The organism is Algoriphagus confluentis (assembly GCF_036245625.1).
GTDB classification, from domain to species: Bacteria; Bacteroidota; Bacteroidia; order Cytophagales; family Cyclobacteriaceae; genus Algoriphagus; species Algoriphagus confluentis.
On sequence record NZ_BTPD01000006.1, the window covers coordinates 89,473 to 115,037 of the forward strand.

The 25,565-nt window shown below is 45.4% G+C and carries 21 protein-coding genes; 7 read left to right on the forward strand and 14 right to left on the reverse strand.

Annotation, left to right across the window (positions count from 1 at the left end):
* Positions 1 to 9: 9 nt before the first annotated feature.
* The 3 genes from AAA943_RS10300 to AAA943_RS10310 are packed head-to-tail and all read right to left on the reverse strand — an operon-like array spanning position 10 to position 3,671.
* Positions 10 to 534, reverse strand: coding sequence for an FKBP-type peptidyl-prolyl cis-trans isomerase (locus AAA943_RS10300; RefSeq protein ID WP_338224156.1), 525 nt, complete (start codon positions 532 to 534; stop codon positions 10 to 12).
* Between the two features lie 7 nt (positions 535 to 541).
* Complete coding sequence (locus AAA943_RS10305) at positions 542 to 1,270, reverse strand: class I SAM-dependent methyltransferase (protein ID WP_338224157.1); 729 nt, start codon at positions 1,268 to 1,270, stop codon at positions 542 to 544.
* Positions 1,257 to 3,671, reverse strand: coding sequence for a YfhO family protein (locus AAA943_RS10310; RefSeq protein ID WP_338224158.1), 2,415 nt, complete (start codon positions 3,669 to 3,671; stop codon positions 1,257 to 1,259). The genes AAA943_RS10305 and AAA943_RS10310 overlap by 14 nt, the downstream gene beginning before the upstream one ends.
* Positions 3,672 to 4,014: 343 nt before the next feature.
* Here AAA943_RS10310 and ffh point away from each other — a divergent pair, with 343 nt between their 5' ends.
* Both ffh and AAA943_RS10320 read left to right on the forward strand, forming a co-directional pair.
* Positions 4,015 to 5,352 carry a signal recognition particle protein gene (gene ffh / locus AAA943_RS10315; RefSeq protein WP_338224159.1) on the forward strand — a complete coding sequence of 446 codons (1,338 nt, stop codon included), beginning with the start codon at positions 4,015 to 4,017 and terminating at the stop codon, positions 5,350 to 5,352.
* A 154-nt stretch (positions 5,353 to 5,506) separates the two neighbouring features.
* The gene (locus AAA943_RS10320) at positions 5,507 to 6,694 is read left to right on the forward strand and encodes an ATP-binding protein (protein ID WP_338224160.1); all 1,188 of its coding nucleotides are present in this window, start codon (positions 5,507 to 5,509) and stop codon (positions 6,692 to 6,694) included.
* 181 nt (positions 6,695 to 6,875) lie between these two features.
* Here the strand turns inward: AAA943_RS10320 and AAA943_RS10325 are convergent, their stop codons facing one another.
* The 7 genes from AAA943_RS10325 to AAA943_RS10355 all read right to left on the reverse strand — a co-directional run bounded on the left by AAA943_RS10325 (position 6,876) and on the right by AAA943_RS10355 (position 12,275).
* The gene (locus AAA943_RS10325) at positions 6,876 to 7,352 is read right to left on the reverse strand and encodes a nucleoside deaminase (RefSeq protein ID WP_338224161.1); all 477 of its coding nucleotides are present in this window, start codon (positions 7,350 to 7,352) and stop codon (positions 6,876 to 6,878) included.
* Positions 7,353 to 7,438: 86 nt separating this feature from the next.
* Entirely contained in the window at positions 7,439 to 8,113 is a 675-nt protein-coding gene (locus tag AAA943_RS10330; protein ID WP_338224162.1) for an ABC transporter ATP-binding protein, read from the reverse strand.
* A 10-nt stretch (positions 8,114 to 8,123) separates the two neighbouring features.
* A complete protein-coding gene (locus AAA943_RS10335) occupies positions 8,124 to 9,380 on the reverse strand; it encodes an ABC transporter permease (RefSeq protein ID WP_338224163.1) in 1,257 nt (418 codons plus the stop codon).
* Entirely contained in the window at positions 9,377 to 10,483 is a 1,107-nt protein-coding gene (locus AAA943_RS10340) for an efflux RND transporter periplasmic adaptor subunit (RefSeq protein ID WP_338224164.1), read from the reverse strand. Before AAA943_RS10340 ends, AAA943_RS10335 begins: the two co-directional genes overlap by 4 nt.
* A 76-nt stretch (positions 10,484 to 10,559) precedes the next feature.
* A complete protein-coding gene (locus tag AAA943_RS10345; RefSeq protein ID WP_338224165.1) occupies positions 10,560 to 11,795 on the reverse strand; it encodes a serine hydrolase domain-containing protein in 1,236 nt (411 codons plus the stop codon).
* A 23-nt stretch (positions 11,796 to 11,818) separates the two neighbouring features.
* On the reverse strand, positions 11,819 to 12,055 hold the full coding sequence (locus AAA943_RS10350; RefSeq protein WP_338224166.1) for a DUF2442 domain-containing protein: 237 nt from the start codon (positions 12,053 to 12,055) through the stop codon (positions 11,819 to 11,821).
* Positions 12,033 to 12,275 (reverse strand): DUF4160 domain-containing protein, encoded by a 243-nt coding sequence (locus AAA943_RS10355; RefSeq protein ID WP_338224167.1) that lies wholly within the window; start codon positions 12,273 to 12,275, stop codon positions 12,033 to 12,035. The genes AAA943_RS10350 and AAA943_RS10355 overlap by 23 nt, the downstream gene beginning before the upstream one ends.
* Positions 12,276 to 12,300: 25 nt before the next feature.
* Here AAA943_RS10355 and AAA943_RS10360 point away from each other — a divergent pair, with 25 nt between their 5' ends.
* Positions 12,301 to 13,137, forward strand: a complete 837-nt coding sequence (locus AAA943_RS10360) for an alpha/beta hydrolase (protein WP_338224168.1) — start codon at positions 12,301 to 12,303, stop codon at positions 13,135 to 13,137.
* Between the two features lie 46 nt (positions 13,138 to 13,183).
* Here the strand turns inward: AAA943_RS10360 and AAA943_RS10365 are convergent, their stop codons facing one another.
* The gene (locus tag AAA943_RS10365) at positions 13,184 to 13,672 is read right to left on the reverse strand and encodes a VOC family protein (RefSeq protein WP_338224169.1); all 489 of its coding nucleotides are present in this window, start codon (positions 13,670 to 13,672) and stop codon (positions 13,184 to 13,186) included.
* An 11-nt stretch (positions 13,673 to 13,683) separates the two neighbouring features.
* Positions 13,684 to 15,843 (reverse strand): alpha-glucuronidase family glycosyl hydrolase, encoded by a 2,160-nt coding sequence (locus AAA943_RS10370; RefSeq protein ID WP_338224170.1) that lies wholly within the window; start codon positions 15,841 to 15,843, stop codon positions 13,684 to 13,686.
* Positions 15,844 to 15,954: 111 nt separating this feature from the next.
* Here AAA943_RS10370 and AAA943_RS10375 point away from each other — a divergent pair, with 111 nt between their 5' ends.
* Both AAA943_RS10375 and AAA943_RS10380 read left to right on the forward strand, forming a co-directional pair.
* Positions 15,955 to 19,227: a UvrD-helicase domain-containing protein gene (locus tag AAA943_RS10375; RefSeq protein ID WP_338224171.1), complete on the forward strand. Its 3,273-nt coding sequence runs from the start codon at positions 15,955 to 15,957 to the stop codon at positions 19,225 to 19,227.
* On the forward strand, positions 19,224 to 22,061 hold the full coding sequence (locus AAA943_RS10380) for a PD-(D/E)XK nuclease family protein (protein WP_338224172.1): 2,838 nt from the start codon (positions 19,224 to 19,226) through the stop codon (positions 22,059 to 22,061). The genes AAA943_RS10375 and AAA943_RS10380 overlap by 4 nt, the downstream gene beginning before the upstream one ends.
* Before the next feature lie 49 nt (positions 22,062 to 22,110).
* Here the strand turns inward: AAA943_RS10380 and AAA943_RS10385 are convergent, their stop codons facing one another.
* Positions 22,111 to 22,566 (reverse strand): YciI family protein, encoded by a 456-nt coding sequence (locus tag AAA943_RS10385; protein WP_338224173.1) that lies wholly within the window; start codon positions 22,564 to 22,566, stop codon positions 22,111 to 22,113.
* Between the two features lie 11 nt (positions 22,567 to 22,577).
* The gene (locus AAA943_RS10390; protein ID WP_338224174.1) at positions 22,578 to 23,951 is read right to left on the reverse strand and encodes a TIGR00341 family protein; all 1,374 of its coding nucleotides are present in this window, start codon (positions 23,949 to 23,951) and stop codon (positions 22,578 to 22,580) included.
* A gap of 386 nt (positions 23,952 to 24,337) precedes the next feature.
* Here AAA943_RS10390 and AAA943_RS10395 point away from each other — a divergent pair, with 386 nt between their 5' ends.
* Positions 24,338 to 24,706 (forward strand): response regulator, encoded by a 369-nt coding sequence (locus tag AAA943_RS10395; RefSeq protein WP_338224175.1) that lies wholly within the window; start codon positions 24,338 to 24,340, stop codon positions 24,704 to 24,706.
* A gap of 58 nt (positions 24,707 to 24,764) precedes the next feature.
* The gene (locus AAA943_RS10400) at positions 24,765 to 25,562 is read left to right on the forward strand and encodes an MlaE family ABC transporter permease (RefSeq protein ID WP_338224176.1); all 798 of its coding nucleotides are present in this window, start codon (positions 24,765 to 24,767) and stop codon (positions 25,560 to 25,562) included.
* The last annotated feature ends 3 nt before the right edge of the window (positions 25,563 to 25,565 follow it).

The following is a 25,565-nucleotide window of genomic DNA, read 5'->3' on the forward strand; positions in this document are numbered from 1 at the left end:
TCATTTCATTCAGTCATGGGCTCCATGGTCTCCATGTACATGACCATGTTGCATTTCCTCCTCTGTGGCGGGTCTTACCTCAATGATTTTCCCATCAAAGTGAAGGTCGAACCCTACCAAAGGATGATTGAAATCCAAAATCAGCTGGTCACCCAGATTTTTCAGGATTTTAGCCTGCATGCTGTAGCCGTTTTCATCCATTAGGGGTAGAAAATTCCCTTCATCGAGCATTTCGGGAGAAAAGCCCCGCTCGCCGGAAAACTGTGACGTGGGAAGGGTAATAATCAACTCATCATCTGCATCTCCATAAGCCTCTTGAGCGCTCAATACAAAGGAAAAATCTTCCCCTTCGTTTTTTCCGGCCAAAAGCTCTTCAAATTTTTCCGGTAGACCACTTTGACCAAACAGAAAATAAAATGGGTCTTCCTTATCCCGGATTTCCACACTGAATGGCGCAGACTCGATATCGTCTTCGTCTCTGCTGACTTTTAGCTCGTAGGTCAAGCCTACCACTTTTTTCTCCTCGATTTTCATGATTGATTTATTTATTGGGTAGTCCATATTTGAGACGAATTCGGATTCGCTCCTTCAGTACAGCCCATTTGTTTTTTGGGGTTGATTTGTGCAGGGGTTTTGCTGCGCGAAAGACAAAATACTGATAGTCTTTCTCTTCAAAGAAAAGGGAATAGGTTTCCATCTTATCGAGGAAAAAACCATTTGCAGTTATGTTTTTGATCAGGTCACCTGAGTCCAAAGGCTGGTCAATGACCTGAAGCTTTTCGGGCTCGTTTTCGATCATCCATTGGAGATAGCGCGGGGCAGGGATATGGATAAAGATTACCGAATCCGAATGAGAGTGTTTTTGGATATGCTGGAATAGTCGGAAATGCTGATCAACCGGAATATGCTCCAATACATCCGGGAAAACAAAGAAATCAAAAGTCTCGCCGGGCTTATTGAAATCAGACATATCCGAGACCTCAAAACTTAGGTTTTTCTGCCTTTTCCAAAGCAGCTTGGCTTTCTCGATACTCTCGGGAGAAATATCCACAGCAAGGACTTTCCCCTTGGGGACTTGGGTGGCTAAAAGATGAGAAACCGTACCAATCCCACAGCCAACTTCCAGGATTTTGTGGTCGGATTGAAGTCCGGCTAGCTTGACTTTGTCCAAAATACTCAAATGCCGAGAGTTGATCCCGGTTTTTTCCTGCTTCTCCGCAAATTGGTCATAGAAGCTGACGACTTGATCTTTATTTTCAGGATGGGACATGACTTTTTCGGAAAGTAGAATAAAGACCGCCAAGTAATGCGATCAGGATCAAATATTGGAAGATCACAGTTGGGGTTTTGGTACTGTAGTAGCTTGAAGGCTCAAAGGTAAACACAATCTCATGGTCCCCCTCTGGTATTTCCAAACCTCTCAGTAGGTAGTTCACCCGTAGAATCTCAGCTTCCTGACCATCTATCCTGGCTTTCCAACCTTTGGGATAGTGAATCTCCGAAAATACAGCCAAGCCGCCTTGAGTCATTTCTGCGGAATAGTTCAGCTGATTGGGTAGGTGTTCAGTCAAGGTGATCCGGCCAGTTCCGGCATTGATGGAGCCGTATTCTTCAGTATTTAAGGTAGCCTGAGCTTTCGTGTCGATTTCTCCCAAAAGGTCGATTTCCTCCTGATTCGAAGTCACAGGTACTACTTCCTGAGGAATCCATGCGGACCCGTTGGCTTCGGGGTTTTCGAAAACCGAATTGGCTTCCGAGCCTGCCATCAGGTATTTGGTATTGAGCATATTGATCACTCCGATTCCTGCCCAGTCAAAGTTGCCTTCTTGGGCTTTTTGCACAAAGTCCTGAATCTCAAACTGGAGCTGATTGTCTACCAGGTCCTGATATCTTCTTAATTTGGCCCCATGATATCCGCCAAGACTTTGGAATCGGTAGCTTGTTCTGGCTCCTTGGGTAAGCCCTTCTGTCAGAGAAAGTACCCGGAAATAGTCGGAGTCGTTGGCGATTTCTTTTTCTGCTGGAGTTTCGGCAAAATACTGTCGGGAAGGATTCCCCTGAAAGGATTCGGCATTCAGGTATCTTCTGTTGATCGTCCAGACATCGATGGTGATCAGGGCAATCAGTCCTGCACCGAGGATGTGTTCGGATATTTTCCCCTTCAGATAAAAATAGATCAAACCCATGGAAAGGGCCACAAAGGCAAAGCTTTTCCAGGCTGAGGCTGAAAGCATGGCTTTTCGGTCGGCCTTCAAAGCTGTCACCAGCCAATCTGGGAAATTGGCATCTGCGGCTCCTTCAAAACGGAAAAAGGCTCCTGCTCCCACAGCCAAAATCAAGGTCAATCCAGCGACTATTCCCCCGGAAATTAGCAGAGGCTTCAATTCCCTAGTTTGGGACAATCGCTCCAAGGCAATCATTCCCAACACCGGAATGGCAAAAAGTGTCATACCCAAGGCCATGGAAACCGCCCTAAACTTGTTATATCCCGGCAAAATGTCGAAAAGAGCGTAGTTGAACCATGCCAGATTTTTGCCCCAGCTGAGCATAAGCGAAAGGATAATAATGGTACCAAAGGTGATAAGGCTCTCTTTTGGCGCAGCCCAAATCCCCAAAATGGCCAAGAAAACTAAAATCACACTTCCGTAAATCGGTCCTCCAGTAAAAGGTTGATCCCCCCAATAAGTCGGTGCTCCTTTGATGAAGCCATTGATCTGTGCCGGGTCCAATCCTTGGGCTCTTAAAGCTTTTTCTGAAGCAGAATCCTTCGAAAGAGGCGTATTGCTTCCTCCTCCATAAAAGTCCGGAACTAGCAGAGTGAGGGATTCCATGATTCCATTGGACCAGCCAAAGGCATAATCCTTATCCAAACCTGAAGAAGAACTCTCCAATGTGGCATTTCCCCGGGTAGAGTAGGGGCTGTATTCCAGGGCAGTGGCCAGCCGGGTGAGATTTCCTCCCACAGCTAGTAAAGCCCCTATAACCAAGAAGCCCAAGGCTTTGGCCAAAGAGGCAAACCCTTCTTTTTTCCAGGAAAAAATCAGGCGAACTGCTACATAAATCACAGAAATGATCAGCGTGTAGTAGGTGATCTGCAGGTGATTGAATTTCAGTTGGAGGACCAGACCCAGAGCCAATAGCGCGGCTCCAAGAAGATGCTTTCGGTCAAATGCCAAATGGATACCCGCCAAGATCAGCGGAATGAGGCAAACTGCCCAAATTTTGGCATTGTGTCCTGCTTCCAAGGAGAGCAGATTGTAGGTGTTGAATGAGAAAGCAATGGCTCCAGCAATGGAAAAGATGGGTCTTATCCGGAAGCTGAGCAATAAAATATACATGCCTACCATTCCAAAAAAAAGTCCATTGATCGGGTGGGGGAGACCGAGGGTAAGGATGGAAATCAGCAGATTGGTAATATCCCCGGGAAGCTCCATGCTAATGAAATAAGCCGGCATACCTCCAAACATAGAATTGGTCCAGAGCAATTGTTCACCAGTTTCCGCCCGGTGATCCAAAATCTCTTTAGCAGAGCCTTCCCACTGAAGGATATCGCCTTGGAAAATGATCTTGCCGTCAAAGACCATTGGAGAAAAATAGAGGACGACAATAAGGTAAAAGAAAAGTACCCCGATCAGGTGGGGAAGAATGTCTTTCTGAAATTGAAGTTTCATGCAGGCCGTGTTGTGATACGTTCGGCTTGCAAATTAGGGATTTCGTGGGAAAGAGTGAGAGGAAATGATCTCAATAGGTTCCCACAGATTTTCACAGATTAAAAACCTCAGATGAGCACAGATTTTTTACTCCTACGGGGTTCGACTTAGATAGTCCCTTTTTTAAGGTGCTCAGGTTGACCCTCCTTTGGTCTTCGGTCTCCCGTCTTCCCGCTTTATCTCTTCATTCACGGGGCATCCTACCTACAACACCCCTCCTTCGGTCTTCCTTCTTATTTACCGCATATTTTCCTTCCCAAAAGCCCAAAATCATTACTTTTGTACCAAATAGCCGAAAAGCCACATGTTTGATAATTTAAGTTTGAAGCTGGACCGGGCCTTCAAAACCCTGAAAGGAACTGGAAAAATCACCGAAATCAACGTCGCAACCACCGTCAAGGAAATCAGAAGAGCCTTGATCGATGCCGACGTCAACTATAAAGTAGCCAAAGAAGTCACCGACAAAATCAAGGATGAGGCCATGGGCCGAGATGTCTTGATCTCTGTTTCTCCAGGCCAACTCTTGGTCAAAATCACTCAAGAGGAGCTGACCAAGCTCATGGGCGGTTCCAAAGTGGATATCAAGCTCAGTGGAGACCCGGCAGTGATCCTGATTTCCGGGTTGCAGGGTTCGGGTAAGACTACATTTACCGGAAAGTTGGGAGCATTCCTGAAGAAAAATGGCCGACAGGTTCTTTTGGTAGCTTGTGATATCTACCGACCTGCGGCGATTGATCAGTTGAAGGTTTTGGGAGAGCAGATCGGTGTGGAGGTTTATTCCGAGCCTGAAAACAAAAACGCCCTACAGATCGCCAACAATGCGATTGCTCATGCGAAAAAGACAGGAAAGAAGACGGTAATCGTCGATACCGCGGGCCGCTTGGCGGTGGATGAGCAGATGATGCAGGAGATTGAGCAGCTGAAAAAAGCGCTTAATCCTTCCGAGACGCTCTTCGTCGTGGACTCCATGACCGGTCAGGATGCGGTGAATACGGCAAAGACCTTCGATGAGCGCTTGGATTTTGACGGGGTAGTTTTGACCAAGTTGGACGGTGATACCCGAGGTGGTGCCGCGATTTCCATCCGTCACGTGGTGAATAAGCCGATCAAGTTTATCTCCACTGGAGAGAAAATGGAAAATCTGGACATTTTCCATCCGGATCGTATGGCTCAGCGGATCCTAGGTATGGGTGACGTGATTTCCTTGGTAGAGCGTGCACAGCAGGCTTTTGACGAGGACGAAGCCAAGCGGATCAATGCCAAAATCCGGCAAAACAACTTCAATTTCGATGATTTCCTTTCTCAGCTGGAGCAGGTGAAGAAGATGGGAAATATCAAGGACCTGATGGGAATGATTCCCGGAATGGGCAAAGCAATGAAAGGTTTGGATATCGATGACGATTCATTCAAGCCGATTGAAGCAATTATCCGAAGCATGACTCCCAAGGAGCGCCAGCAGCCGGATATCATCAACGGAAGCCGAAGAAAGCGGATCGCGGATGGCTCGGGAAGAAATATCACTGAAGTGAATAATCTGATGAAGCAGTTTGACGACATGCGCAAGCTGATGAAGCAGATGAACAAAATGGGCGGTGCCAAGCAGGCTTTGGGCCGAATGATGCCTCCAGGTGGAAGAAGATAAAAGGCAGAAGGATAAATTCTGAAATCTGAAAACCCGGTCTGAAAGGATCGGGTTTTTTTGTATGATATTCTGATATTGTTCTTTGTAAAAAACAAAGTTAAAAATTGTTTTTTGTAAAAAACAAAATGTATTTTTGTTGTTATTAAAAAACAATATGGAAAGACTTATCACCTACTCTAATCGGAATTTAAGGGATTTGAAAACCTCTTTCCAACGGTACCTTTTTCAAAGAATTGATTGGAATCAACGATTGATCTTGATATTGGGACATCGGGGATCAGGCAAAACTACGCTCATGCTCCAGAAAATGAGCATGGAAAACGTGAGTGAGTCAATTTATCTCAGTTTGGATGATTTTTACTTTGAAGGAAATCGGCTGGTAGAATTGGTCGAAGATCTATATCAAAAGGGGTATCGAAGGTTTTTTTTGGATGAGGTTCATCGATATGCGTATTGGTCTTCTGATTTGAAGACCCTGTTTGATCAATATTCGGATGCTTATTTTGTAGTTTCTGGCTCTTCAATTTTAGGGGTTTCCAAAGGCAATGCAGACCTGTCAAGAAGAGCCGCTCAATATCAGTTGGCGGGAATGTCTCTAAGGGAGTTTATCCATTTGGAAAAGGGTTTGGAATTTTCAAAAATCAGCTTGGATGAATTGCTGCAAAACTCCCAAGAAATTAGCACATTAATCTCTGACCAGATTGATATTCTCTCTGTTTTTCAGCAGTATGTTGTTTATGGCTACTATCCGTTTTATAGGCAGAGTAAGGAGTTATATGCCGGTAGGTTGATTGAGACTACTCATGTAGTCTTAGAAATGGATATTGCCCCATTTGAAGATTTGACACATAAGTCGGTCCAAACAATGAAGAAGCTCCTTTACATCATCAGTGAATCGGTGCCATTTATCCCTAATGTAAGCAAACTGGCTGAGCGCTTAGAAGTGTCAAGGAATACGGTGCTAAAGGTCTTGGACTTACTCCATCAGGCACAAATACTGAATTTGCTGAGATCGGCTACTCATGGAGTTTCTTTTTTGCAAAAGCCTGAAAAAATATACTTGCAAAATCCAAATTTGGCCTATGCTTTAAGCCCAATAGCAGTGAATCAAGGAAATATACGAGAGTCTTTCTTTTTCAATCAACTCCAAGTAATGCATCAGGTGAGTTATCCGAAGTTTGGAGATTTTATGGTGGATCAAGGATATTATTTTGAAATAGGCGGGCCCAATAAATCTGCTCATCAGATTCTGGGAGTTCCCAACTCCTATTTAGCCCTGGATGGGATCAAAACTGGAAATGCCAATCGAATTCCTCTTTGGACTTTTGGGTTTTTGTATTGAGGGTAATCCGAAATCTGAAAACCCGGTCATAAAGGATCGGGTTCTTGGCTTCCATTTCAAAATGTTTCGATTATACCAGCCCTATTTGGGCTGATTTTAGCTTTCTGAATTCAGCTTTATGACTTTCAATAATGTCTTCTTTTCTCCACTCCCAAACCTCCTTACTCCAAATCCCCTTGCCCTAATACAGCGTCTTATCTCCCTTTTCCTTCCAGATTTCAAAGGCTTCTAAACTTTCCTCCCTTAGCAAATTTTCCATAGGGATTTTTCTTTCGGAGGGCTTGATTTCTATTTCCTTGTAGATAAACTCATCATCAAAACCTGCTTCAGACGCATCTTCTTTGGTGCAGGCGTAGAAGACTTTGGCTGGTCTCGCCCAAAAAATCGCCCCCAAACACATGGGACAGGGTTCGCAAGAAGTATAGACCTCACAGCCTTCCAATTGAAAATGATTCAGGTTTCTACAAGCATCCCGGATCGCCACTACTTCGGCATGGGCCGTGGGATCGTTGGTTTTCAGAACCATATTGGAACCCTGCCCGATGATCTTTCCTTCCTTGACAATCACGCAGCCAAAAGGCCCCCCATTTCCGGCTTCCATTCCTTCCTTGGCCAGGGTAATGGCCTTTTTCATAAAGTCTATTTGTGCTTGTTCCATTTTGATTTTTGGTTCATGGATGAAAAATTGAGGTTGAAATGTCCTTCCAATTTCCCTACGTTTTTCAAAGACCAAGGGGTTTAAAATTAGTGCCGGATTACCTTCCCATCTTCCATCTCAATAATCCGATCAGTACCTTCGGCAAATTCCGGGTCGTGGGTCACGATCAGCATGGTCTGCTTAAACTCCTGAGCCAATTCCTTGAATTTGTTGTAGACAATGTCCGAGTTTTTCTTGTCCAGATTGCCGGTGGGTTCGTCTCCCATGATGAGCAGGGGATCATTGATCAAAGCCCGGGCAATGGCTACCCGCTGTTTTTGACCTCCGGAGAGCTGATTGGCCTTTTTAAGTGCATGCTCCTGCATGTCAAAGATCTTCAGCTTTTCCATAGCCCGATGCTCCAGTTCTTCACGGGAATACTTCTCCAACTTCAACCCCGGGATCATCACATTTTCCAAGACTGAGAACTCATTGAGCAGGTAGTGAAACTGGAACACGAAGCCGATTTTTTCATTTCTGAGGTGGGCTAGGTAGTTTTTGGGTTTGCCGGAGATCAACTCCCCATCCATGAAAAGCTCTCCCCGATAATCGGTATCCATCGTCGACAAGATATAGAGCAAAGTGGACTTGCCGCAGCCGGATTTGCCCACCACGGAGATAAATTCCCCTCTTTCCACCTGGAAACTCACTTTTTTAAGCACTTGAGTTTCGGTAGGGTTGTAGAAAAACTTGTCGATATTTTTGGCTTCCAATACCTTCATTTGAGTCAGGCTATTTTCCTCGGATGATTTCCACAGGATCCACTCCTGAGGCTTTTCTGGCAGGGAAAAAGCCTGCGAAGTAGGTGGTGATCAGGCTAAAAATCCCTCCAATTAGGTAGTATTTGGGATTGTAGTCCACAGGGAAGGTCTTCACTGTCGGTAAGGCTTCCGTTTCAAAGGGAACCTGATCGATTGCCAATCCCGCCAAATAGCCGAAAATCAATCCCAAAACCCCTCCAACTACCCCAATGGACAGCGCGATCACAATAAATATCCGGTTGACATCCTGACTGTTGAATCCGATCGCTTTCAGGATCGCAATGGTGTCCAGCTTTTCGTAGATCATCATATTCAGGATATTGTAGATCCCAAAACCCGAAACCACCAACAGCGTGATACCCACCGCATAGCTGATCAGGGTTCGGATTTGAGTCCCGGTCTCAAACTGGGCATTGACAGTCTGAATATCATCCGCATCGATCTGGAAAATGCCCCCCAACTCTTTGGCCATGGCAGGAGCTTGATTGAAATCGTGCAGCTTGACTTGAATGTCCGTGATGTAGGAGGTAGGCTCCCCGAGCATCTTTTGGACCGTGGAGATAGAGGCATAGCTGTTTGTATTGTCAAAATCACCCAAGCCACTTTGGTAGTAGCCGACTACTTTCAACTGAACTCGGTTGCCCTGAGCAGTGGTGACTTGAATGACATCGCCAATATCCGCCATCATGCGATCGGCGGCACCTTTTCCGAGGATGATGGTATTGATCTGGTTCAAATCCTGATAGTTTCCCACCGTCACATAATCTTTGAAGGCAAACAGTCGAGCTTCCTGATCCACATCGATTCCATTCACCACCCCAGTCAGGTCAATGGTTCCGATATTGAAGAAAACCTGCGCGGAGATTTTTGCACTGACCCCAAGCACGCGGGGATCATTTTGGAGGGTCTGGATGATGGATTCACTGTTGTGAATTGTCAGACGGCTGGTGCTGGGTTTGATCGAGCGGATGACATTGATCGAATTCTGAAAATCCGGATTTAGATCGATGGGCTGATTGGGATTCGGTTTGATTTCGTTGTAAAAGCGGATGTGCGGAGTCCGATTCAGCACCAAACCATCAAGCAAGGTGTTCAACCCATTCATGAAACCGAGCAAGGCTACAAACATGGTGATACTGAACATCACCCCGGTCGCAGCCACTAGCGTTTGCTTCATCCGTGCGAGCATCAGTGCCTTGGCAATATCCAAAATCAGTCCCCACTTCATTGATTTGGCAGGATTAGTTCGGTGGTGTTGGTGAGGCCTTCAAGGATTTGGGCATACTGAAAATTCTTTATGCCCACTTTTACAGTCAAGGTATCTCCATCTGTGGTGATGACCTGATTCTCGCCCAAAAGGTAATTTCTGGGGATCACCAGAGTTTTGAGTCTCACTTGTGTGACCACATTCGCTTCCAGGCTGAGATTGGGAAAAAGCTTGATAGGCGCTTTGGTGAAGACGGCTTCGAGTGTGAAAGTCTTGGATTTGGAATCCATGATGGGGTAGACTTTGGTTATCTCAGCTTCAAAAGTCTCTCCTTTGTAGCTATCCATGCTTACAATAACCGGCTGTCCTACCTCCACTTTGGCGATGTCGTACTCGTCCACTTGAAGCTCAAGAATGAATTCCCCCGGACTGCCAATGATCGCAAGTGGAGATTGAGGATTGGCCATTTCTCCGACTTCTTTCAGCAATGAAAAAACCACTCCGTCAATTTTGCTTCTGAGTGTATATTCATTTTCTACCACCTGACTGATGGCGAGATTTTTTCCGGCACTTTTTGAATTGTATTCGATTTCCCTTTTCAAATCCCGATACCGCAAAAGAGAAGACTCGTAGCTGGTTTTTGAGTTTCGGTAATTGAGTTCGCGTTGTTCGAGTTCTACCGCTGTGCCGATGCCTTTGTCCCAAAGATTTTTGGTGCGAATCCAAAGAAGAGAGTCATTGTAGAGTTTGTTTTTGGCAAAGCTGATAGCCAATTCCAGATCCCGAAGGCGGGTTTGGTTGGCTTGTTGGTCTGCAAATGACTGCGCAAGTTGGGCATTTTCTTTCCTTAGCTTTTCGGCCTCATTGTAGATAAGTAGGATGGGGTCTCCTGCTTTTACCGTATCTCCTTCTTTGACAAAAATCTCCTGAATAGGCCCAGAGGCCATGGTAAATGCTTCGTACTGGTTTCTGGCTCTGACTAAGCCCGATGCATAGACGGATTCAGTGATGGATTTGTATTCAGGAAAAACGGTTTGCTGCTTTTCCTTTCCGCAGGAGAAAAGGAGAAGGGAAAAAAGTAATCCAAACCAAATGAAGGATTTAATCAGCGAGGAACTTGACATATGCTGGATCGATTGACTTGACAAACATAAAGGTTACAGGCTGTGAAAAACCTGAGAAATGTCATTTTGCCCCCTTTTATTGAACAGTCTGATAAATCATCTGGCGGAATCGATTTTCATAAAAAGAGCTAAAAGGGCTTACTTGAGTCATAAAAATCGCGACCATATCCTCCTTGGGATCAATGAAGAAATAGGTGCAATAAGCTCCACTCCAATAAAATGTGCCTTCCGAACCCAAGGCCTTCGTATTGGCCAAATCATCGATTACTGCAAAGCCAAACCCGAATCCTTTTCCGGGATCCAAGAAAAGTCCATCATCATGTGGCAAAGTCATCAATTCCACCGTTTTCGAGCTGAGGTAGCGTCTGCCTTCCCATTCTCCGCCGTTGAGCATCATCCGGGCAAAAAGCGAATAGTCATGGGCAGTGGAAAACAGGGCATTGGCCCCGGCGAAGACGTTATTTCCGGAAGTGGGAGTTTGCCTTTCAGCTACAATCAGTTTTCCTTGCTTATCATACGTGTGAAGGGTTACCATTCTTTTGTGCTGTTCTTCAGTGAGATTGTATCCGGTGTCTTTCATTCCCAAAGGTCCAAAAAGCCTTTCCTGTAAGAATTCAGCGGGATTTTTTCCGGAAATCACTTCAATAAGTCTGGCGAGGATATCCGGGCTTGCAGAATAGTACCACTGCTCTCCAGGCTGACCAATCATGGGTAGTTTGGCATAGGCCGACACCCGGGTGGCAATGTCAGGATGGCCAGCGTAATAAAGGCCTTCGATTACCTCTTTGTCAACTTTAGAAGATCCCAAGCCATGAGAGAAGCCTGCGGTATGGCTCATTAGCTGGGCCAGTGTGATCGGTGATTTCAATGGTTCCAAGCCTCCCTCAGAACCTAATTCGGGATCTTTGGCCACTTGAGCATCCTTAAACTCCGGAAGATATAAGTGCAGAGGATCATTCAGGAAAAAATGTCCTTCTTCATAGAGCATCATAAAAGCTGTGGTAATGATTGGTTTGGTCATGGACTGGATGAAAAAGATTTGATCGGACTTCATCGGGGTTTTTGTGGAGATATCACTTACCCCCAATGCCGATTCATGGACTTTTTCTCCGTTTTTGTAGACCAGAGTGATCACGCCCGGCAATTTTCCTTGATCAATTTCCTTTTGAAAGTAGGCGTCGTAGCGGGCAAGTCTTTCTGGGGAAAGGTTAGTTTGTGCAAGTCCTAAATAGCTGATAAACAGGGCTAAAAGAAGGGTTGAAAGGGTCTTTTGGATCATGTTTTTGGATATAAAAAAGACTCGAATTTTCATTTCGAGCCTTGTGGTTATTTGCTTTAAGAAATTAATTCACTGACCAATAAATCTTCATCCAGGTCTTCCCAATGGATTCCTTCTCCATTTCCAATGAATCTCCAATTTTCCAGTTGTTCCTTGGTTGCTTCCCGTAATTTCGGAAACCATTCGATCGGAATTCCAATTTCCCTGCCATCCTCCATGAAAATGGTCATTTTTCCATTGGAAAATGAAAGATCGACTGCCTGATTCGATTTAAGATTTGTTAAAGTACTCATCCCAACTTGATACAATAAGATTCAGATTATCCTCGATCAAAATACGAATTTCTCGCAATTCGGAAGCAGAAAACTTTTTTGAAACGACCAATTGAATAGGGTTTAAGAAAAATTTGGCGGTTTTTCCTGATTTTTCAATGTGAACATGCTTAGGTAAATGATCATTGCTGTAAAAGAAAAATCTAAACCCATTTTGCTTGAATATGGTCGGCATAAGCATAAATTTAAAAAAATCAATTCAACTCATGCCCCACTTCGAAACTTCCTACACCGCCCATGACGGACAAAAACTTTACCTCCAGGCCTGGATGCCTGAAGCCCCAAAAGCCGGCCTGCTTCTGGTACATGGACTGGGTGAGCATAGTGGGAGATACGCCACTTTCGCCCAAAAACTGAATGAAATCGGGGTGGCAGTGTTCACCTTTGATGGTAGAGGGCATGGCAAATCGGCGGATGGGAAGCCGAGTGCCTATTTCGATTCTTATTTGGACTATCTTCAGGATATCGAGGCCTTGTTTGGGAAGGTTAAAACTTACCTTCCCGGTCTGAAAACCTTCATTTACGGGCACAGTATGGGTGGAGGCTTGGTAGCAGCCTATGTGCTTAAGTATGGACCGGAGGCGACAGGGGTGATTCTCAGCTCCCCTGCCATCAAGGAGGCCGAAGGGACTTCTCCGATTTTGATTGCTGTCTCCGGATTGATCAACCGATTACTTCCTAAGCTCAAGGTTTTGAAATTGGATATCGCGGGAGTTTCCCGAATTCCAGAAGAGGTGGAGAAATACAAGAATGATCCGCTGATCTATCAGGAAGGTATCCCTGCCCGGACCGGATACGAAATCTATCAGATGATGCAGTTTATTCAGGAAAAAGCGGAAGACTTCAAGCTTCCTTTGCTTTTGATTCATGGAGATGCAGATCGATTGACCAATCCCAAGGGTTCCGAATTGCTGGCGCAAAAGGCAAAATCCAAAGACAAAACCTTTCTTACTTTCCCGGGCGGCTATCATGAGCTGATCAATGACCTGGATCGGGAAAAGGCCATGCAAGTGATGGTGGATTGGGTGGAAGAAAGAATTTAATCAATGAGGATTGATCCTTTTTTCAGGGTAGCTATTCCATAATTGTTTAGCGAATTTCTTTCAACAAACCTTCAAAATCTAGCCTTCGGGTATACATGGTTAATTCTCCATTCTCATCCTTTGGCCAAAGGTCTTTAGGCCTATCCCAATACAGTTCCACTCCATTTTCATCGGGATCGTCCAGGTATAGCGCTTCAGACACTCCATGGTCAGCAGCTCCTGTAAGCGGATAGTTGGCATCAAGCAGGCGTTGGAAAATCCGGGCTAAATCCTGTCTGGTAGGGTAAAGAATGGCCGTATGAAAAAGCCCTGCAGCATTTTTGGGTGCAGGTTTTCCTCCTTTGCTTTGCCATGTATTCAGTCCAATGTGATGATGATATCCTCCGGCAGAGATAAATGCAGCTTCTTTTCCGAATCTCATCACCAATTCGAAACCAAGCAGTCCGCAGTAAAAGTCCAAAGACTTTTCTAAGTCGCTCACCTTGAGATGAACATGTCCGATTCGTGTAGCCGAAGGAATGGAATATGCTTTCATGTTTGAATGATTTACCAGCGTGGTCGAATACCAGGAGCAAAAGGAAAATCCAGATTTTTGTAATACTCCAAATCCCCTTGAGGTTGCTCGATTTCCTCAGGAAAAGGCCTTTGGGCAAAAGTTTGAAAATAAAGTAAACAGGCATTTCTCCACCATTCGGCTTCCTGTACTTGAACGGCCAATAACTGGCTGACATGAGAAAAACGCTCCGGATCAATCTGCCCTTGAAGTGAATCCCATTCCGATTTCATCGACCGGGCGGTTTTCACCCCCTGATCGTAGTGGAGGCCGATTTCCTCCCAAAGTGAACGGCCTGACTTCAGTTCAAAATCCCAGGGAAGATGATGAAACCATAGCAGGTATTTTTCCGGAATTTGAGTTGGGTCAGACCAAGAATTGGCTATTTCTGGAGCATATTGATTGAGAGCCCCACTGCCTGTAGCAGTTCTATCAAATCCAATTCCTTCGGAATCTGCCCGATGGTAATAAAGCGAAGTCCAATCGGCCCTACCGCCTTCCACCCAAGGGGCGGGTCCATAGTGATGACTTCTGCCCATGATATGATGCAGGCCGAGCGGATTCATGTAGTTGACGGCGGCTTCACGGGATTCCAGCATGATTTCCTTGGTTTTGGCTAGAATATCCTTGTTTTGACCAAAGGTCATCTTGATCCATTCCTCAGCAATCTCCTCAGAGCTCAAGTTGGGGTCCCAAGCTTGCCTACCAAAGGCAAACCAATTGGCCTGCCCAAACAAATGTCCGGTCCAATTCCGGTCTGTACCAATGTTGGAAACTCCGGCCATAAGGGTGAGCTTTTGCCCTGAGTCGCTTCCATCAATGATTCCTGCCACGGTAGAAGTGGGAGAGGGACGGTAGGTTTTGCTTCGCAATACTTCCTCCCACATAGGAGCCAAATAAACCAGTTGGGTTGCTTGTCCCAAGTACTCTTGTGTAATCTGAAACTCCATCCCTAGATTGGTGTTTTTCACTGCTCCAAAAAGCGGATGGAAAGGCTCTCGTGGCATAAAATCGATCGCGCCGTTTTTGACTTGGATGATTACATTGTCCCGAAATTTTCCATCCAAAGGTTCAAACTCAAAATTAGCCTGCTTATGGCGGTCTTCGTCGATTTCATGGGAATAGACAAATGCCCTCCAGATCACTATACCTCCATGAGGAGCCAGTACGTCAGCCAGCATATTGGCTCCTTCGGCATGATTTCTTCCGTATTCATGCGGACCGGGTTGGCCTTCGGAATTTGCCTTGACCAGAAATCCTCCAAAGTCCGGAATGAAAGAATACATCTCTTCCGTCTTCTTTTTCCAGAATGCAACCACTTCCGGATCTAGCGGGTCGGCAGTTTTCAATCCACCGATTTCTATCGGAGCCGAGAATCTGGCAGTAAGAAATACTTTGATCCCATAAGGCCGGAAAAGGTCAGCCAATACCTTGGCTTTTTTCATAAAATCTGGGGTCAATATGAAGGCATTGGCATTGACATTCGTAAGGGAAACGGCATTGATCCCTAGGCTTGCATTAGCCCGGGCATAGTCGATGTATCTGGGATCGATGAAGCCAGGCAGACGATGCCAATCCCAAATAGAAAAACCGGCATAGCCACGCTCCACGGTTCGATCCAAATTGTCCCAATGGTTGAGCATCCGAAGTTTAACTTTCGGGGCATCAGTTTTCTCTGATTTGGGATCGAAAGTATCAGTTTGGATACTTTTTAGCCAGTCGAACACCCCATAAAGCACCCCTATAGGTTGGTTACCGATAATGGCATAATAGGTCTTTCCCTGGAAATCAATCGATCCCCTCCAGAATCCTTCCGGGCCTAGATTGCGGATTTGCATTTGAGTTTCCAGACCTAGTACCTGTGCTAATTCTTCCCTTGTACCCAACCAAAGCTGGGTTTGATTCAATCTTTCTTGGGTAAAAACCGGATCTCTGCCCATCATTTTTTGACTTGCCAGACGAAGTTCTTGTTGGATCACTTGCTGTGTGGGACCTTGTCCGAAAAAATAGATTCCGGAAAAAAGAGAGGTGATTTCAGCCCGCTTGGAAGAAGATTCTATGCTGGAATAATCCAGCCACAATTCATACCCGTCCTTGGGGAAAGCATTTAAAGAAAAAAGGCAAATAAGAAGTACCAGGAATAGGTTTTTCATGGGCTTAAGGTTTTTTTAAGAGCTTCAAAATGTCTAAAATTCCGTGAAATTCCAACGGAGATACTTTGACAATTATCGTCGAAGGTCTTTTCAGATTAGAAATAATGCCGCTTGCTTACCTATCTTCAAGCCTTACTTTTTATCGAAATGGAAAACAAACCTTTTGTCATTTACAAATCCTCAGCGGGCTCGGGAAAGACCTATACGCTGACTCTGGAATACCTCAAATTGGCTCTAGCCCACCCGGGAGCTTTCCGGCAGATCCTCGCCGTGACTTTTACCAACAAGGCCACAGCAGAGATGAAGGAGCGAATTTTGGAGGTGTTGGAGCGCCTGAGTCATGAGGTCAGACAGGGAGAGTATTTGGATCAGCAGTTGATGAGCCATTTGAAACTGGACGCTGACCTACTTAAACTAAGAGCGCGCAATACGCTTTTGGGTATCCTCCACGGATATGGATATTTTGCTGTCAGCACGATCGATTCATTTTTTCAGAAAGTCATCCGATCCTTTGCCCGGGAAATGGATTTGCAGGCCAAATTTGATCTGGAAATGGATACCGATGCAGTATTGGAGCGATTGGTGGACCGATTGGTGGAAAAAGTAGCTCAGGATAAAAATCTACGTGCTTGGCTGACCGGGTATGCAGAAGAGCAGATTGAGGACGGAAAATCCTGGGATATCCGCACGGGCATCAAGGGACTGGGAAAGGAGATTTTTCAGGAGCGGTTCAAGGCATTCCGATCTCTTTTTCAAGAAAGTGTGGCGAAAGAAGGATTCTTGGGAGATTTTAGAAAACATATCGAAGCCGAACGCAGAAAGTTGATCGCTGAGGCCGAAGAACTGCGGGAAAAAGCAGAGGAGATTCGAGTGCAGTTTGGTTTGGAGTGGACGGATTTCAAGGGAAGTTCCAAAAGCTTTGCCCTCCGTTTTTCAAAATTGGGTGATCCAAAATTTCCATTTCCTGAACTCACAGAAGTCATGCTGAGGGATTTGCCGGATGCCAATAATTGGTTTTCCAAAGGGGCAGGAAAAGCATCCAATATTATTTCAGCCGTGGAGGCCGGATTAGGTACGATTCTTTTTTCTTGGCCAGAAAAAGTCACCCAGTGGAATACCATTTCGGCATTAAGACGAAATCTCAATGCGTTTGGGGTGTTCCGAGATTTGATTTTGGAGCTTCGTGACCTGAAAGACGAGGAAAGCATACTTTTGATTTCCGATGTGAATGACTTTCTCAAGCAAATCACAGAGGGCAATGAAGCGCCTTTTATTTATGAAAAAATCGGCAATCAATACCGCAACTTCCTGATTGATGAGTTTCAGGACACCTCGGATTTCCAATGGTCCAGCTTCCGGCCTTTGCTCGAAAACTCCCTGGCATCCGGTCATACCAACTTGCTCGTGGGAGACGTGAAACAGTCCATCTACCGCTGGCGAGGAGGGAAGCTGGACTTGCTTTTGAATGAAGTTCAAAGGCAAATTCGGGAGGAATTCATTGTCGTGAAGAATCTGGATGTAAACTACCGAAGTCTCCCGGGAATCATTGATTTCAACAACTTGGTTTTTGAAAAACTACCCAGCTTGATGGAATCCGGAATTCAGGATGCCTTCAAGGTGGATGCCCAAAACCTCCTAACAGATGCCTTTCTGGAGGTCAACCAAAAAGTACCGGAAAGGAAGAAAGGCCTGGAATTTCAGGGAAAAATTCATCTGGAATTTACCGAAAAGAGCAATTCGAGAAGTAGCTCTGAGGAAGAAGATACTGCGGATGAGGAGGTGGACGAAACGGTTTTGGACAAACTGCCCGGCTTGGTGATGGAGCTTCAAAATCAAGGTTATCGTCCAAGTGACATTGCTTTTTTGGTGAGGAAAAATTCCCAGGGAGCCGAGGTTGCCGACCGCCTGATGAAGCATCAAAGAGAAAATCCGGACTCCGGATTCAGTTTTGATGTGCTATCGGAAGAATCGCTTTTTATCGATAAGTCCATTGCCGTAAAGTGTCTCTTGGCTTTTTTTACCTACCTCAACAATCCCTCCGATAAGGTAGCCCTCAAGACACTCTGGCACTACTACGCCCTAATTCAAAAGGTAGATTTGAGCCACTCTCTTTTTTATAAAAAAAGCCTACCGGAAACCTTCAAAGAAAAGGAAGCCCAACTCTTGGCCGAGGAAAATAGCCTGCTTCAGCTTCCCTTGGTGGAACTGATGGAAGAAGGACTTTCCTTTTTGGGATTGACAGAAAAGCAGCAGGACTTGGCCTACATTTCCGGATTTAAAGAGGCAGTGTTTGATTTTGTAAAAAAGAACCGGGCAGATCTCTCAGGCTTCTTGGATTGGTGGGAATTGAACAAGGGTAAGCGAACGGTGAAAATACCCGAAGACCACGAGGCCATGCGGATTTTGACCATTCACAAGTCCAAGGGCTTGCAATACAAAGTGGTAGTGATGCCGTATTTGGATTGGAAAATCGTGGCATCAGGTCCAATGGCACCCGTGATATGGGCTCCTTATCCGGGAGATAAGCCCATCACTGTAGTTCCGCTCACTCATCAAAGCGCACTGGGGAATTCAGATTTCAGTAGCTACTACGAGGACGAAATTCGGTTGGCCTATCTGGATTCCCTCAATATGCTCTATGTGGCCTTTACGCGTGCAGAAGAGGTAATCTGGGGCTTTTCGGACTTTACCAGATCCAAGGACGGGGTCAAACTCAATCAGACAGGAAATGTCCTTTTTTCCCTTTTCTCTTCAGAATTTCAGCTTCCTGATCCTGTTGGTCAAGGTTGGGATTCAGAAAAACTGACTTTTGATTGGGGAACTTGGGGAAGGAAGATTCCTCAGAAAGAGGAAATCAGCAAAGCCCCGCTTGGCTTGCGATGGGAAATTTCGGACTGGAAAGAGAAACTCAAGACCCGAAACTACGCCTGGGATTTTTCCGAGGATGGCCTTAATGCCCGCAATCAACGGAAATTGGGCGTTATCATCCACGAGTTGCTGGCAGAATCCCAAAGTTTGGAAGATGCACTATTGCTGCTACGGGAGTTTACTTTCGAAGGCCGTTGGGATGAGGATACCGCTGCCGAAGTAAAGGTCCAGTTGGAGACGCTTTTTTCCTTTAATCAAATTCAAGAGTGGTTTAGTCCAGCTTTCCAATCCCTTTCCGAACAGGGTATTTTGCTACCGGGAGGAGCCCAAAGACGCCCGGATCGGATATTGATCGGTAAGGAAAGGGCCTTGGTTGTCGATTTTAAAACCGGAGAAAAGCGGGAGTCCCATTTTGAGCAAGTCAAAGAATACATGGACTTGGTGTCCAAATTGAGCCAACTCCCGGTGAAAGGCTACCTCTGCTATCTCGAACCCACAGAAATTTTGGAAGTATGAATCCATTTTTGAAAGAAACCGCCCAAAAAATCCTCAATTCGGGCCGAGACCTGAAGGAAATCACCGTTGTACTTCCCAACAGACGGGCAGGATTATTTTTCACCCGATATATGGGGGAATTGATCGAAGAGCCGGTCTGGATGCCTGAAGTGATTACGATCGAGCAGCTTTTTTACCGATTGGCAGGAAATACGCCTGCAGATGAGCTGACCTTGATTTTTGAGCTTTATGAGCTTTACCGTCAGATCCAGACTGATCCTGAGGATTTTGATCGGTTTTATTTCTGGGGAGAATTGATCCTGAAGGACTTCAATGACCTGGATCAATTTCTGGCACCGGCGAAGACCGTTTACAGCAATTTAGCCGAAATCAAGGTGTTTGAATCCGATTTAAGTTACCTCACCGAGGATCAAAAACAGCTTATTGCTCAGTTTTGGAAGGCATTTGAGCGGCAAAACCAATCCGAACAAGAGCGCTTTCTCCGTTTTTGGCAGATTCTGGCACAGCTGTATGAGGGATTTCAAGCGAGGCTTCGCACCGCTGGCCTAGCCTATTCGGGACAGTTGTATCGGCAAGTGGCCGAAAACACGGAGCAGATCGCCCAGCCTGAAACGCACCATGTTTTTGTGGGCTTCAATGCCTTTACGCTCACTGAAGAAAAGTTGATCAAGCATTTTGTAAAGGAATTTGGAGCGGAGATTTTTTGGGATGTGGATTCCTATTACCTGGAGGACAGATTGCAGGAAGCGGGATTGTTTTTCAGGGATTACCAAAAGGATCCGGTGCTAGGCAAAACATTTCCTGAAGAAATCCCCGCTGAAATAAGCCGAAAAGCCGCGGTAATCCATACCCATGCCATTCCACTCAAGACCAATCAAGCCAATTTGGTCGGAAAGCTCTTGGAAAAAGTAGGGACAGAAGAAGCTTTGGAAGAGACCGTCATCATTCTTCCTGATGAGCAATTGCTCTTCCCGGTCCTTCATACGCTTCCTGAGCCGATCTCCAAGCTCAATGTGACCATGGGCTATCCGATCCGCAATGCACCGATTTATGCCTTTTTGGATGCTGTTTTGGACCTGCAGCGATTCGCCAAGTGGAAAAGCGGGAAGGTCTTCTTTTACCACAAGGCGGTAATTGACCTGCTGTCCTTTTCCTACCTGAAGTCTTCCGATGAAATTTTTGCTTCGCAAATCTCCGAAAAGATCAAGGTAGAAAATCTCCTGGACGTTCCTTTGGAGGCTTTGGTGAAGGAAGGGACACTTTTTCAGCTGGTTTTCCAAAAGGTCGAGCCCCAGGATCTATTTGACTATCTCGGTACCCTTATCCAAAACCTCGCTCAGGGACTGAAGGAGGATCTTATCCAAAGGAGCTACCTGTATCAAGCTTTCAAGCAGCTGAATCGATTGAAAGAAGTCTTCCGAACTAATCTCGACAAGGCAAACAAGATAGACTTTGTGCTGAAGCTGTTTCGGCAGATTTTCCGGGAATTGAAATTGCCTTTCGAAGGTGAACCCCTGCAGGGATTGCAGCTCATGGGGGTGCTGGAGTCTAGGAACCTGGACTTCCGCCGGGTAATCATCTGCGATGTAAATGAGGGTAGCTTTCCTCCCGGAGGAGGGATCAATTCCATGATTCCTTTTAACCTCCGCCGGGCATTTGGATTACCGGTACAAGAGCAAAACGATGCGATTTATGCCTACACCTTTTACCGGCTATTGCATCGGGCAGAGGAAGTTCACCTGATCTATACTACAGCTGCAGATCAGGGAAAAGCCCATGAAGTGAGCCGATTTGTGCAGCAGATGCAGGCTGAGCTGCACATTTCCAAACCGGAGCCGGTGATGATTCCTGTGGAGCTCACTCCGAGCCAAGAGATCCGACTGCAAAAGACTTCGGAGATTATGGATCGATTGGCGCTTTATCTGAAAAAAGAGGAGGAGGACCCCTTTGCCAAAAGCTTTTCCGCTTCGGCACTTTCCATGTATTTGGATTGTCGCTTGAGATTTTATTTCCGCTATGTGGCAGAGCTTAAAGAGAAGGAGGAGGTGGTCTCGGAGATTGATCCGATGACTTTTGGGACCCTTTTGCATAGTGCGATTGAGCTGCTGTACGCTATCGAGGAGGGAAAATCTCACCGGGACATAGATTCCCATACGATTGATCGGTTGAAGGACCAGGTTCCTGCAGCTGTGGATGGGGCGATCAGGATTTTTTACAAGAAAGAAGAAGGAGAGGAGTTTGAGCTCAGTGGGCAATTACTCATCGCCAGGGAGGTTTTTATCAAGTACGTTAAGGAAATCCTGTCCTACGATCAAAAAAACGGACCATTTCGAGTGATCGGACTGGAGAAAAAATACCTTGCCGGAATTCCTGTGGAAACAGCTCTGGGGAGAGTAGAAGTGGCGCTTCAAGGAGTGATTGACCGAATGGATATCAAAGATGGCGTGGTGCGCTTGCTCGATTACAAAACCGGCAAAGACAACAAAACAGTTGGATCGATTGCCTCACTTTTTGATCGGGAAGACAAAAAACGCAACAAAGCCGCGATGCAGACCCTGCTTTATGCCTATTTCTACCAACACAGCCATCCGGAAAACACGCTCCCTATGAAGCCGGGAATTTTCAACATCAAGGAAATCTATGACTCTAAATTCAATCCATTCCTGGTCATGAATAAGGAAGAAATCCGGGATTACAGGGATTTTGCGGAGGAGTTTGAACAAGGGTTAAGCGGATTGTTGGGGGAGATTTTCAATCCTGAGGTTCCTTTTGATCAGACGGAAGATGAGAAAAAGTGCGAATACTGTGCGTACAGGGAGATTTGTGGGAGGTGAGATCAGTAGGCAGTTTTCAGTTATTTTGCCTACTGCCTACTGCGACTGATCACTGGATACTGCTTTTCGTCACTTTAGGATAAAGTTCCGGAAGCATCATCAGGGCTGCAGAACCATACCATTCTTTCAGATCCATTTTGAGGACTCCGGCTTGGATCGCAGGGTCTGTCTCGGTAAGGGCTTTGGCTTCTTCCAAAGTCTGCACGTCAAAGATGTAAATGCCCCGCAGGTCTTCATTTCCGAAGAAAGGGCCTGCCACAATCAACTTTCCCATTTCGGCCATTCGTCCAATGTTTGCCATGTGCCCTGACTGGATTTCCGAGCGCTGTTCGGGAGTATATTCGGAAACTCGATCTCCTCGAAGAAGGAAGGCCATGACGTATTTGCGCATGCCGTAATCATCGGCTCCAAGCTTTTTGGCGAGGGCTTCATCGTAGACTTCTTGGGCATAGCTTACTCCCAAGCAAGCGACAAAAAAGCTAAGGGTAAGGATTATTGTTTTCATGGGCTGGGGGGTTAATCTAAAATCAGGGCTACTGTATCGGCTTTTGTTCGGATTTTCAGCCACTGCTTCAGCTTTTGGATTTCAGCTGAAGAAGGTCTGTTTTTGAAAGAGGCATAGGCAGCAATCAGAGTGTCGGACTTTTTGGCATCCAAATCACTGAAAATGGATCTTCCGATACTGAATTTTCTCAGTCCCGGGTGATTGATTTTTGCCTCCTCAGCCATCTCGGTACTCAGGATTCGGATTTGGGCATCCTGTGCCAGTTCCTTTTCAAGTAGGGCTATTTTTTCATCCTTGGTTTGGATCAGCATTTCATTTCGCTCGTAGAGATCCTTCAAAATATCATTTCTTAAGACCCGCATATCGGTACTACTGCCGCTTTGATTGATGACCAGTTCGGTTTCTGTGAGTCCAAAATCGAATATTTTGGTCCGTAAGATTTCGATTTCCTCATCGGAAAGTGCTTCTCCAATCAGACTTACCTCAATTTTCCTTTCTTCGCTGGAATATGCATAATCCGCATTCAGAATTTGAGTTTTGGGAAACTTCATTTCTGTCTGAATAAACTTTCTGGCTTGTTGATTCCAGAGAGATTGCTTGACGATACCATAAGCCAGGTAGATACTGGGAATAATGGTCATCAAGGTAAACAGTGTGATGTAAGTCTGAACCCGCTTTTCCCGTTTGGGGTCCAAAAAATGCTTTTTGGGATATCCCATAAATCGGACGATCAGGTAAGTGGATAAACTGATAAAAACCGAATTGATAAAGAAGAGATAAAATGCCCCGAAGAAGTACAGCAAATTGCCCGTAGCGATTCCATAGCCAGCCGTGCAGAGAGGAGGCATGAGTGCTGTGGCTATAGCTACTCCCGGGATAGCATTACTTTTCTCTTTTCTCGATCCAGCTACTATGCCTGCAAGTCCCCCAAAAAGGGCAATCAATACATCCCAGACCGTCGGCTCCGTTCTCGCCAACAGTTCGGATTGTGCGTCACTGATAGGAGTGACTAAAAAATAAAGAGTTGAAGTCAAAATGGCGATGGAAACAGCCACGGCAAGATTGCGAAAGGACCGCTTCAGCAAATCGAAGTCATTGATCCCTGCAGCCAACCCGATTCCCATGATGGGACCCATCAGGGGTGAAATCAACATGGCTCCGATAATAACCGCTGTTGAGTTGACATTCAATCCCACCGAAGCCACCAAAATGGCGAAGATGAGAATCCAGAGATTTGCACCTTTAAACTCCACGTTCTTGGAGATGTATTCGATGGTCTCCAGTTCATCCTCCTTACCTTCTTCCAGATCGAAGCGATGCGCCAGATAAAGCAATACCCGGATGACTTTGCTTCGGTGTTTTTTGGGTTTTTGGGTCTCCTCCATAACTGATAATGCCTTGGTGAAAATAGGTCTTTTTTCATTTGGGGTAGATGAAAGGAAAAAATATTTGTTAGGGATACCCATCCTGTGAATGGAGTAGGGGAGGAGAAAAAACAAGACGAAAGAGTGTATTTTTATTTAACAAATTACTTTATTAAAGGAAGGTTAAAATATTGATTTGTAGTTTTTTAAACCTAATTTCGCTATCCCTGAATTTGGAAAGACTAAAAAAATTAGATTAATCTAAATATCTATATTTTCCAAAAATGAAATTCTGAGAGATAAAGGAATTCGACTTTTTTCTAAGATCGATTTCGTTATTTTTGGGTGGTTTTATGAATCAGATCCATCCCCATTATTTTGCCAAGTCTTAATTTTTTTCCACAAAAATGAACCCGTCTGACTGCCCATTAGTCGTACTCGATGACGATAAAATCATGCACCTTTTGTTGAGAAAGAGGATCCATCTTATGGGGTTTGATTCTGAATTGAGGTTTTTTGATCAACCCTCCGAGGCCTTGAGTTTTCTGGCCACTACTCCCCAAGCTTGGGTAGTCTCAGACTTGAATTTGGGAGAAATGGATGCTTGGGAATTTCTGGATGCCTTGTCCGGTCAGGGATTCCGGGGAAAATTTTTTTTGATGACCTCTTCGATTATCAACACCGACCGGATTCGGGCCAGTGCTGATTCCAGAGTTTTCGGTTTTTTTGAAAAGCCGCTCTCCGAGGCCGATCTGATTCAAATCCTGCAGGCTTAAAGAAAATTAAACACTTCATTGTGGAAATTTCCTTATTTTCGGCAATCCGAAATTAATTATGGCCGAAGAAGCAGAAGATCGGAAGCCCTTGCTTTCGAAAAAAATAGATAAGTTTTTTACGGGATTGGCGGATGCCTGGAACTTTGTCCGACGGTTTTTCAGGGAAGTTTTTCTGCCTCCTTATGAATTCAAGGAAGTAATACATCAATGCTACCGAATCGGTGTTGAATCACTTCCGCTTATTTCCCTGACAGGGTTTATTGTCGGGATAGTATTCACCAATCAGTCCAGACCTTCCCTTTCTGAGTTTGGTGCCACTTCTTGGCTTCCTGCACTGATTTCGATAGCAGTAGTGCGGGCGATGGGGCCATTGGTTACGGCTTTGATTGCTGCCGGCAAAGTAGGCTCGAGTATCGGGGCCGAAATTGGCTCCATGAAGGTTACCGAGCAGATCGACGCGATGGAGGTGTCAGCCACCAATCCTTTCAAATTCCTGGTCGTAACCCGAGTTTTAGCTACTACTTTTATGATCCCCTTGCTGGTGATGTACACCGATTTCGTGGCTTTGATGGGGTCATTTATCAATGTCAATAAGAACGAATTGGTCAGCTTATCGACCTTTTTTGTGCAGGTTTTTGATTCTATCACCTTCTTAGACGTATTTTCCTCCGTAATCAAATCGATCGTATTTGGGTTTACTATTGGGATTGTGGGATGTTACAAGGGATACAATTCGTCCAAAGGGACGGAGGGGGTAGGTAGGGCTGCCAATTCAGCAGTGGTGATATCCATGTTTTTGATTTTTATTGAGGAGCTTTTGGCCCTTCAGATTGTCAATGCTATCCGGGGAATGTAAGGC

Coding starts and splice junctions, on each gene's coding strand:
- AAA943_RS10300 (WP_338224156.1), bottom strand. CDS start 534: ATGAAAATCGAGGAGAAAAAAGTGGTAGGCTTGACCTACGAGCTAAAA.
- AAA943_RS10305 (WP_338224157.1), bottom strand. CDS start 1,270: ATGTCCCATCCTGAAAATAAAGATCAAGTCGTCAGCTTCTATGACCAA.
- AAA943_RS10310 (WP_338224158.1), bottom strand. CDS start 3,671: ATGAAACTTCAATTTCAGAAAGACATTCTTCCCCACCTGATCGGGGTA.
- ffh (WP_338224159.1), top strand. CDS start 4,015: ATGTTTGATAATTTAAGTTTGAAGCTGGACCGGGCCTTCAAAACCCTG.
- AAA943_RS10320 (WP_338224160.1), top strand. CDS start 5,507: ATGGAAAGACTTATCACCTACTCTAATCGGAATTTAAGGGATTTGAAA.
- AAA943_RS10325 (WP_338224161.1), bottom strand. CDS start 7,352: ATGGAACAAGCACAAATAGACTTTATGAAAAAGGCCATTACCCTGGCC.
- AAA943_RS10330 (WP_338224162.1), bottom strand. CDS start 8,113: ATGAAGGTATTGGAAGCCAAAAATATCGACAAGTTTTTCTACAACCCT.
- AAA943_RS10335 (WP_338224163.1), bottom strand. CDS start 9,380: ATGAAGTGGGGACTGATTTTGGATATTGCCAAGGCACTGATGCTCGCA.
- AAA943_RS10340 (WP_338224164.1), bottom strand. CDS start 10,483: ATGTCAAGTTCCTCGCTGATTAAATCCTTCATTTGGTTTGGATTACTT.
- AAA943_RS10345 (WP_338224165.1), bottom strand. CDS start 11,795: ATGAAAATTCGAGTCTTTTTTATATCCAAAAACATGATCCAAAAGACC.
- AAA943_RS10350 (WP_338224166.1), bottom strand. CDS start 12,055: ATGAGTACTTTAACAAATCTTAAATCGAATCAGGCAGTCGATCTTTCA.
- AAA943_RS10355 (WP_338224167.1), bottom strand. CDS start 12,275: ATGCTTATGCCGACCATATTCAAGCAAAATGGGTTTAGATTTTTCTTT.
- AAA943_RS10360 (WP_338224168.1), top strand. CDS start 12,301: ATGCCCCACTTCGAAACTTCCTACACCGCCCATGACGGACAAAAACTT.
- AAA943_RS10365 (WP_338224169.1), bottom strand. CDS start 13,672: ATGAAAGCATATTCCATTCCTTCGGCTACACGAATCGGACATGTTCAT.
- AAA943_RS10370 (WP_338224170.1), bottom strand. CDS start 15,843: ATGAAAAACCTATTCCTGGTACTTCTTATTTGCCTTTTTTCTTTAAAT.
- AAA943_RS10380 (WP_338224172.1), top strand. CDS start 19,224: ATGAATCCATTTTTGAAAGAAACCGCCCAAAAAATCCTCAATTCGGGC.
- AAA943_RS10385 (WP_338224173.1), bottom strand. CDS start 22,566: ATGAAAACAATAATCCTTACCCTTAGCTTTTTTGTCGCTTGCTTGGGA.
- AAA943_RS10390 (WP_338224174.1), bottom strand. CDS start 23,951: ATGGAGGAGACCCAAAAACCCAAAAAACACCGAAGCAAAGTCATCCGG.
- AAA943_RS10395 (WP_338224175.1), top strand. CDS start 24,338: ATGAACCCGTCTGACTGCCCATTAGTCGTACTCGATGACGATAAAATC.
- AAA943_RS10400 (WP_338224176.1), top strand. CDS start 24,765: ATGGCCGAAGAAGCAGAAGATCGGAAGCCCTTGCTTTCGAAAAAAATA.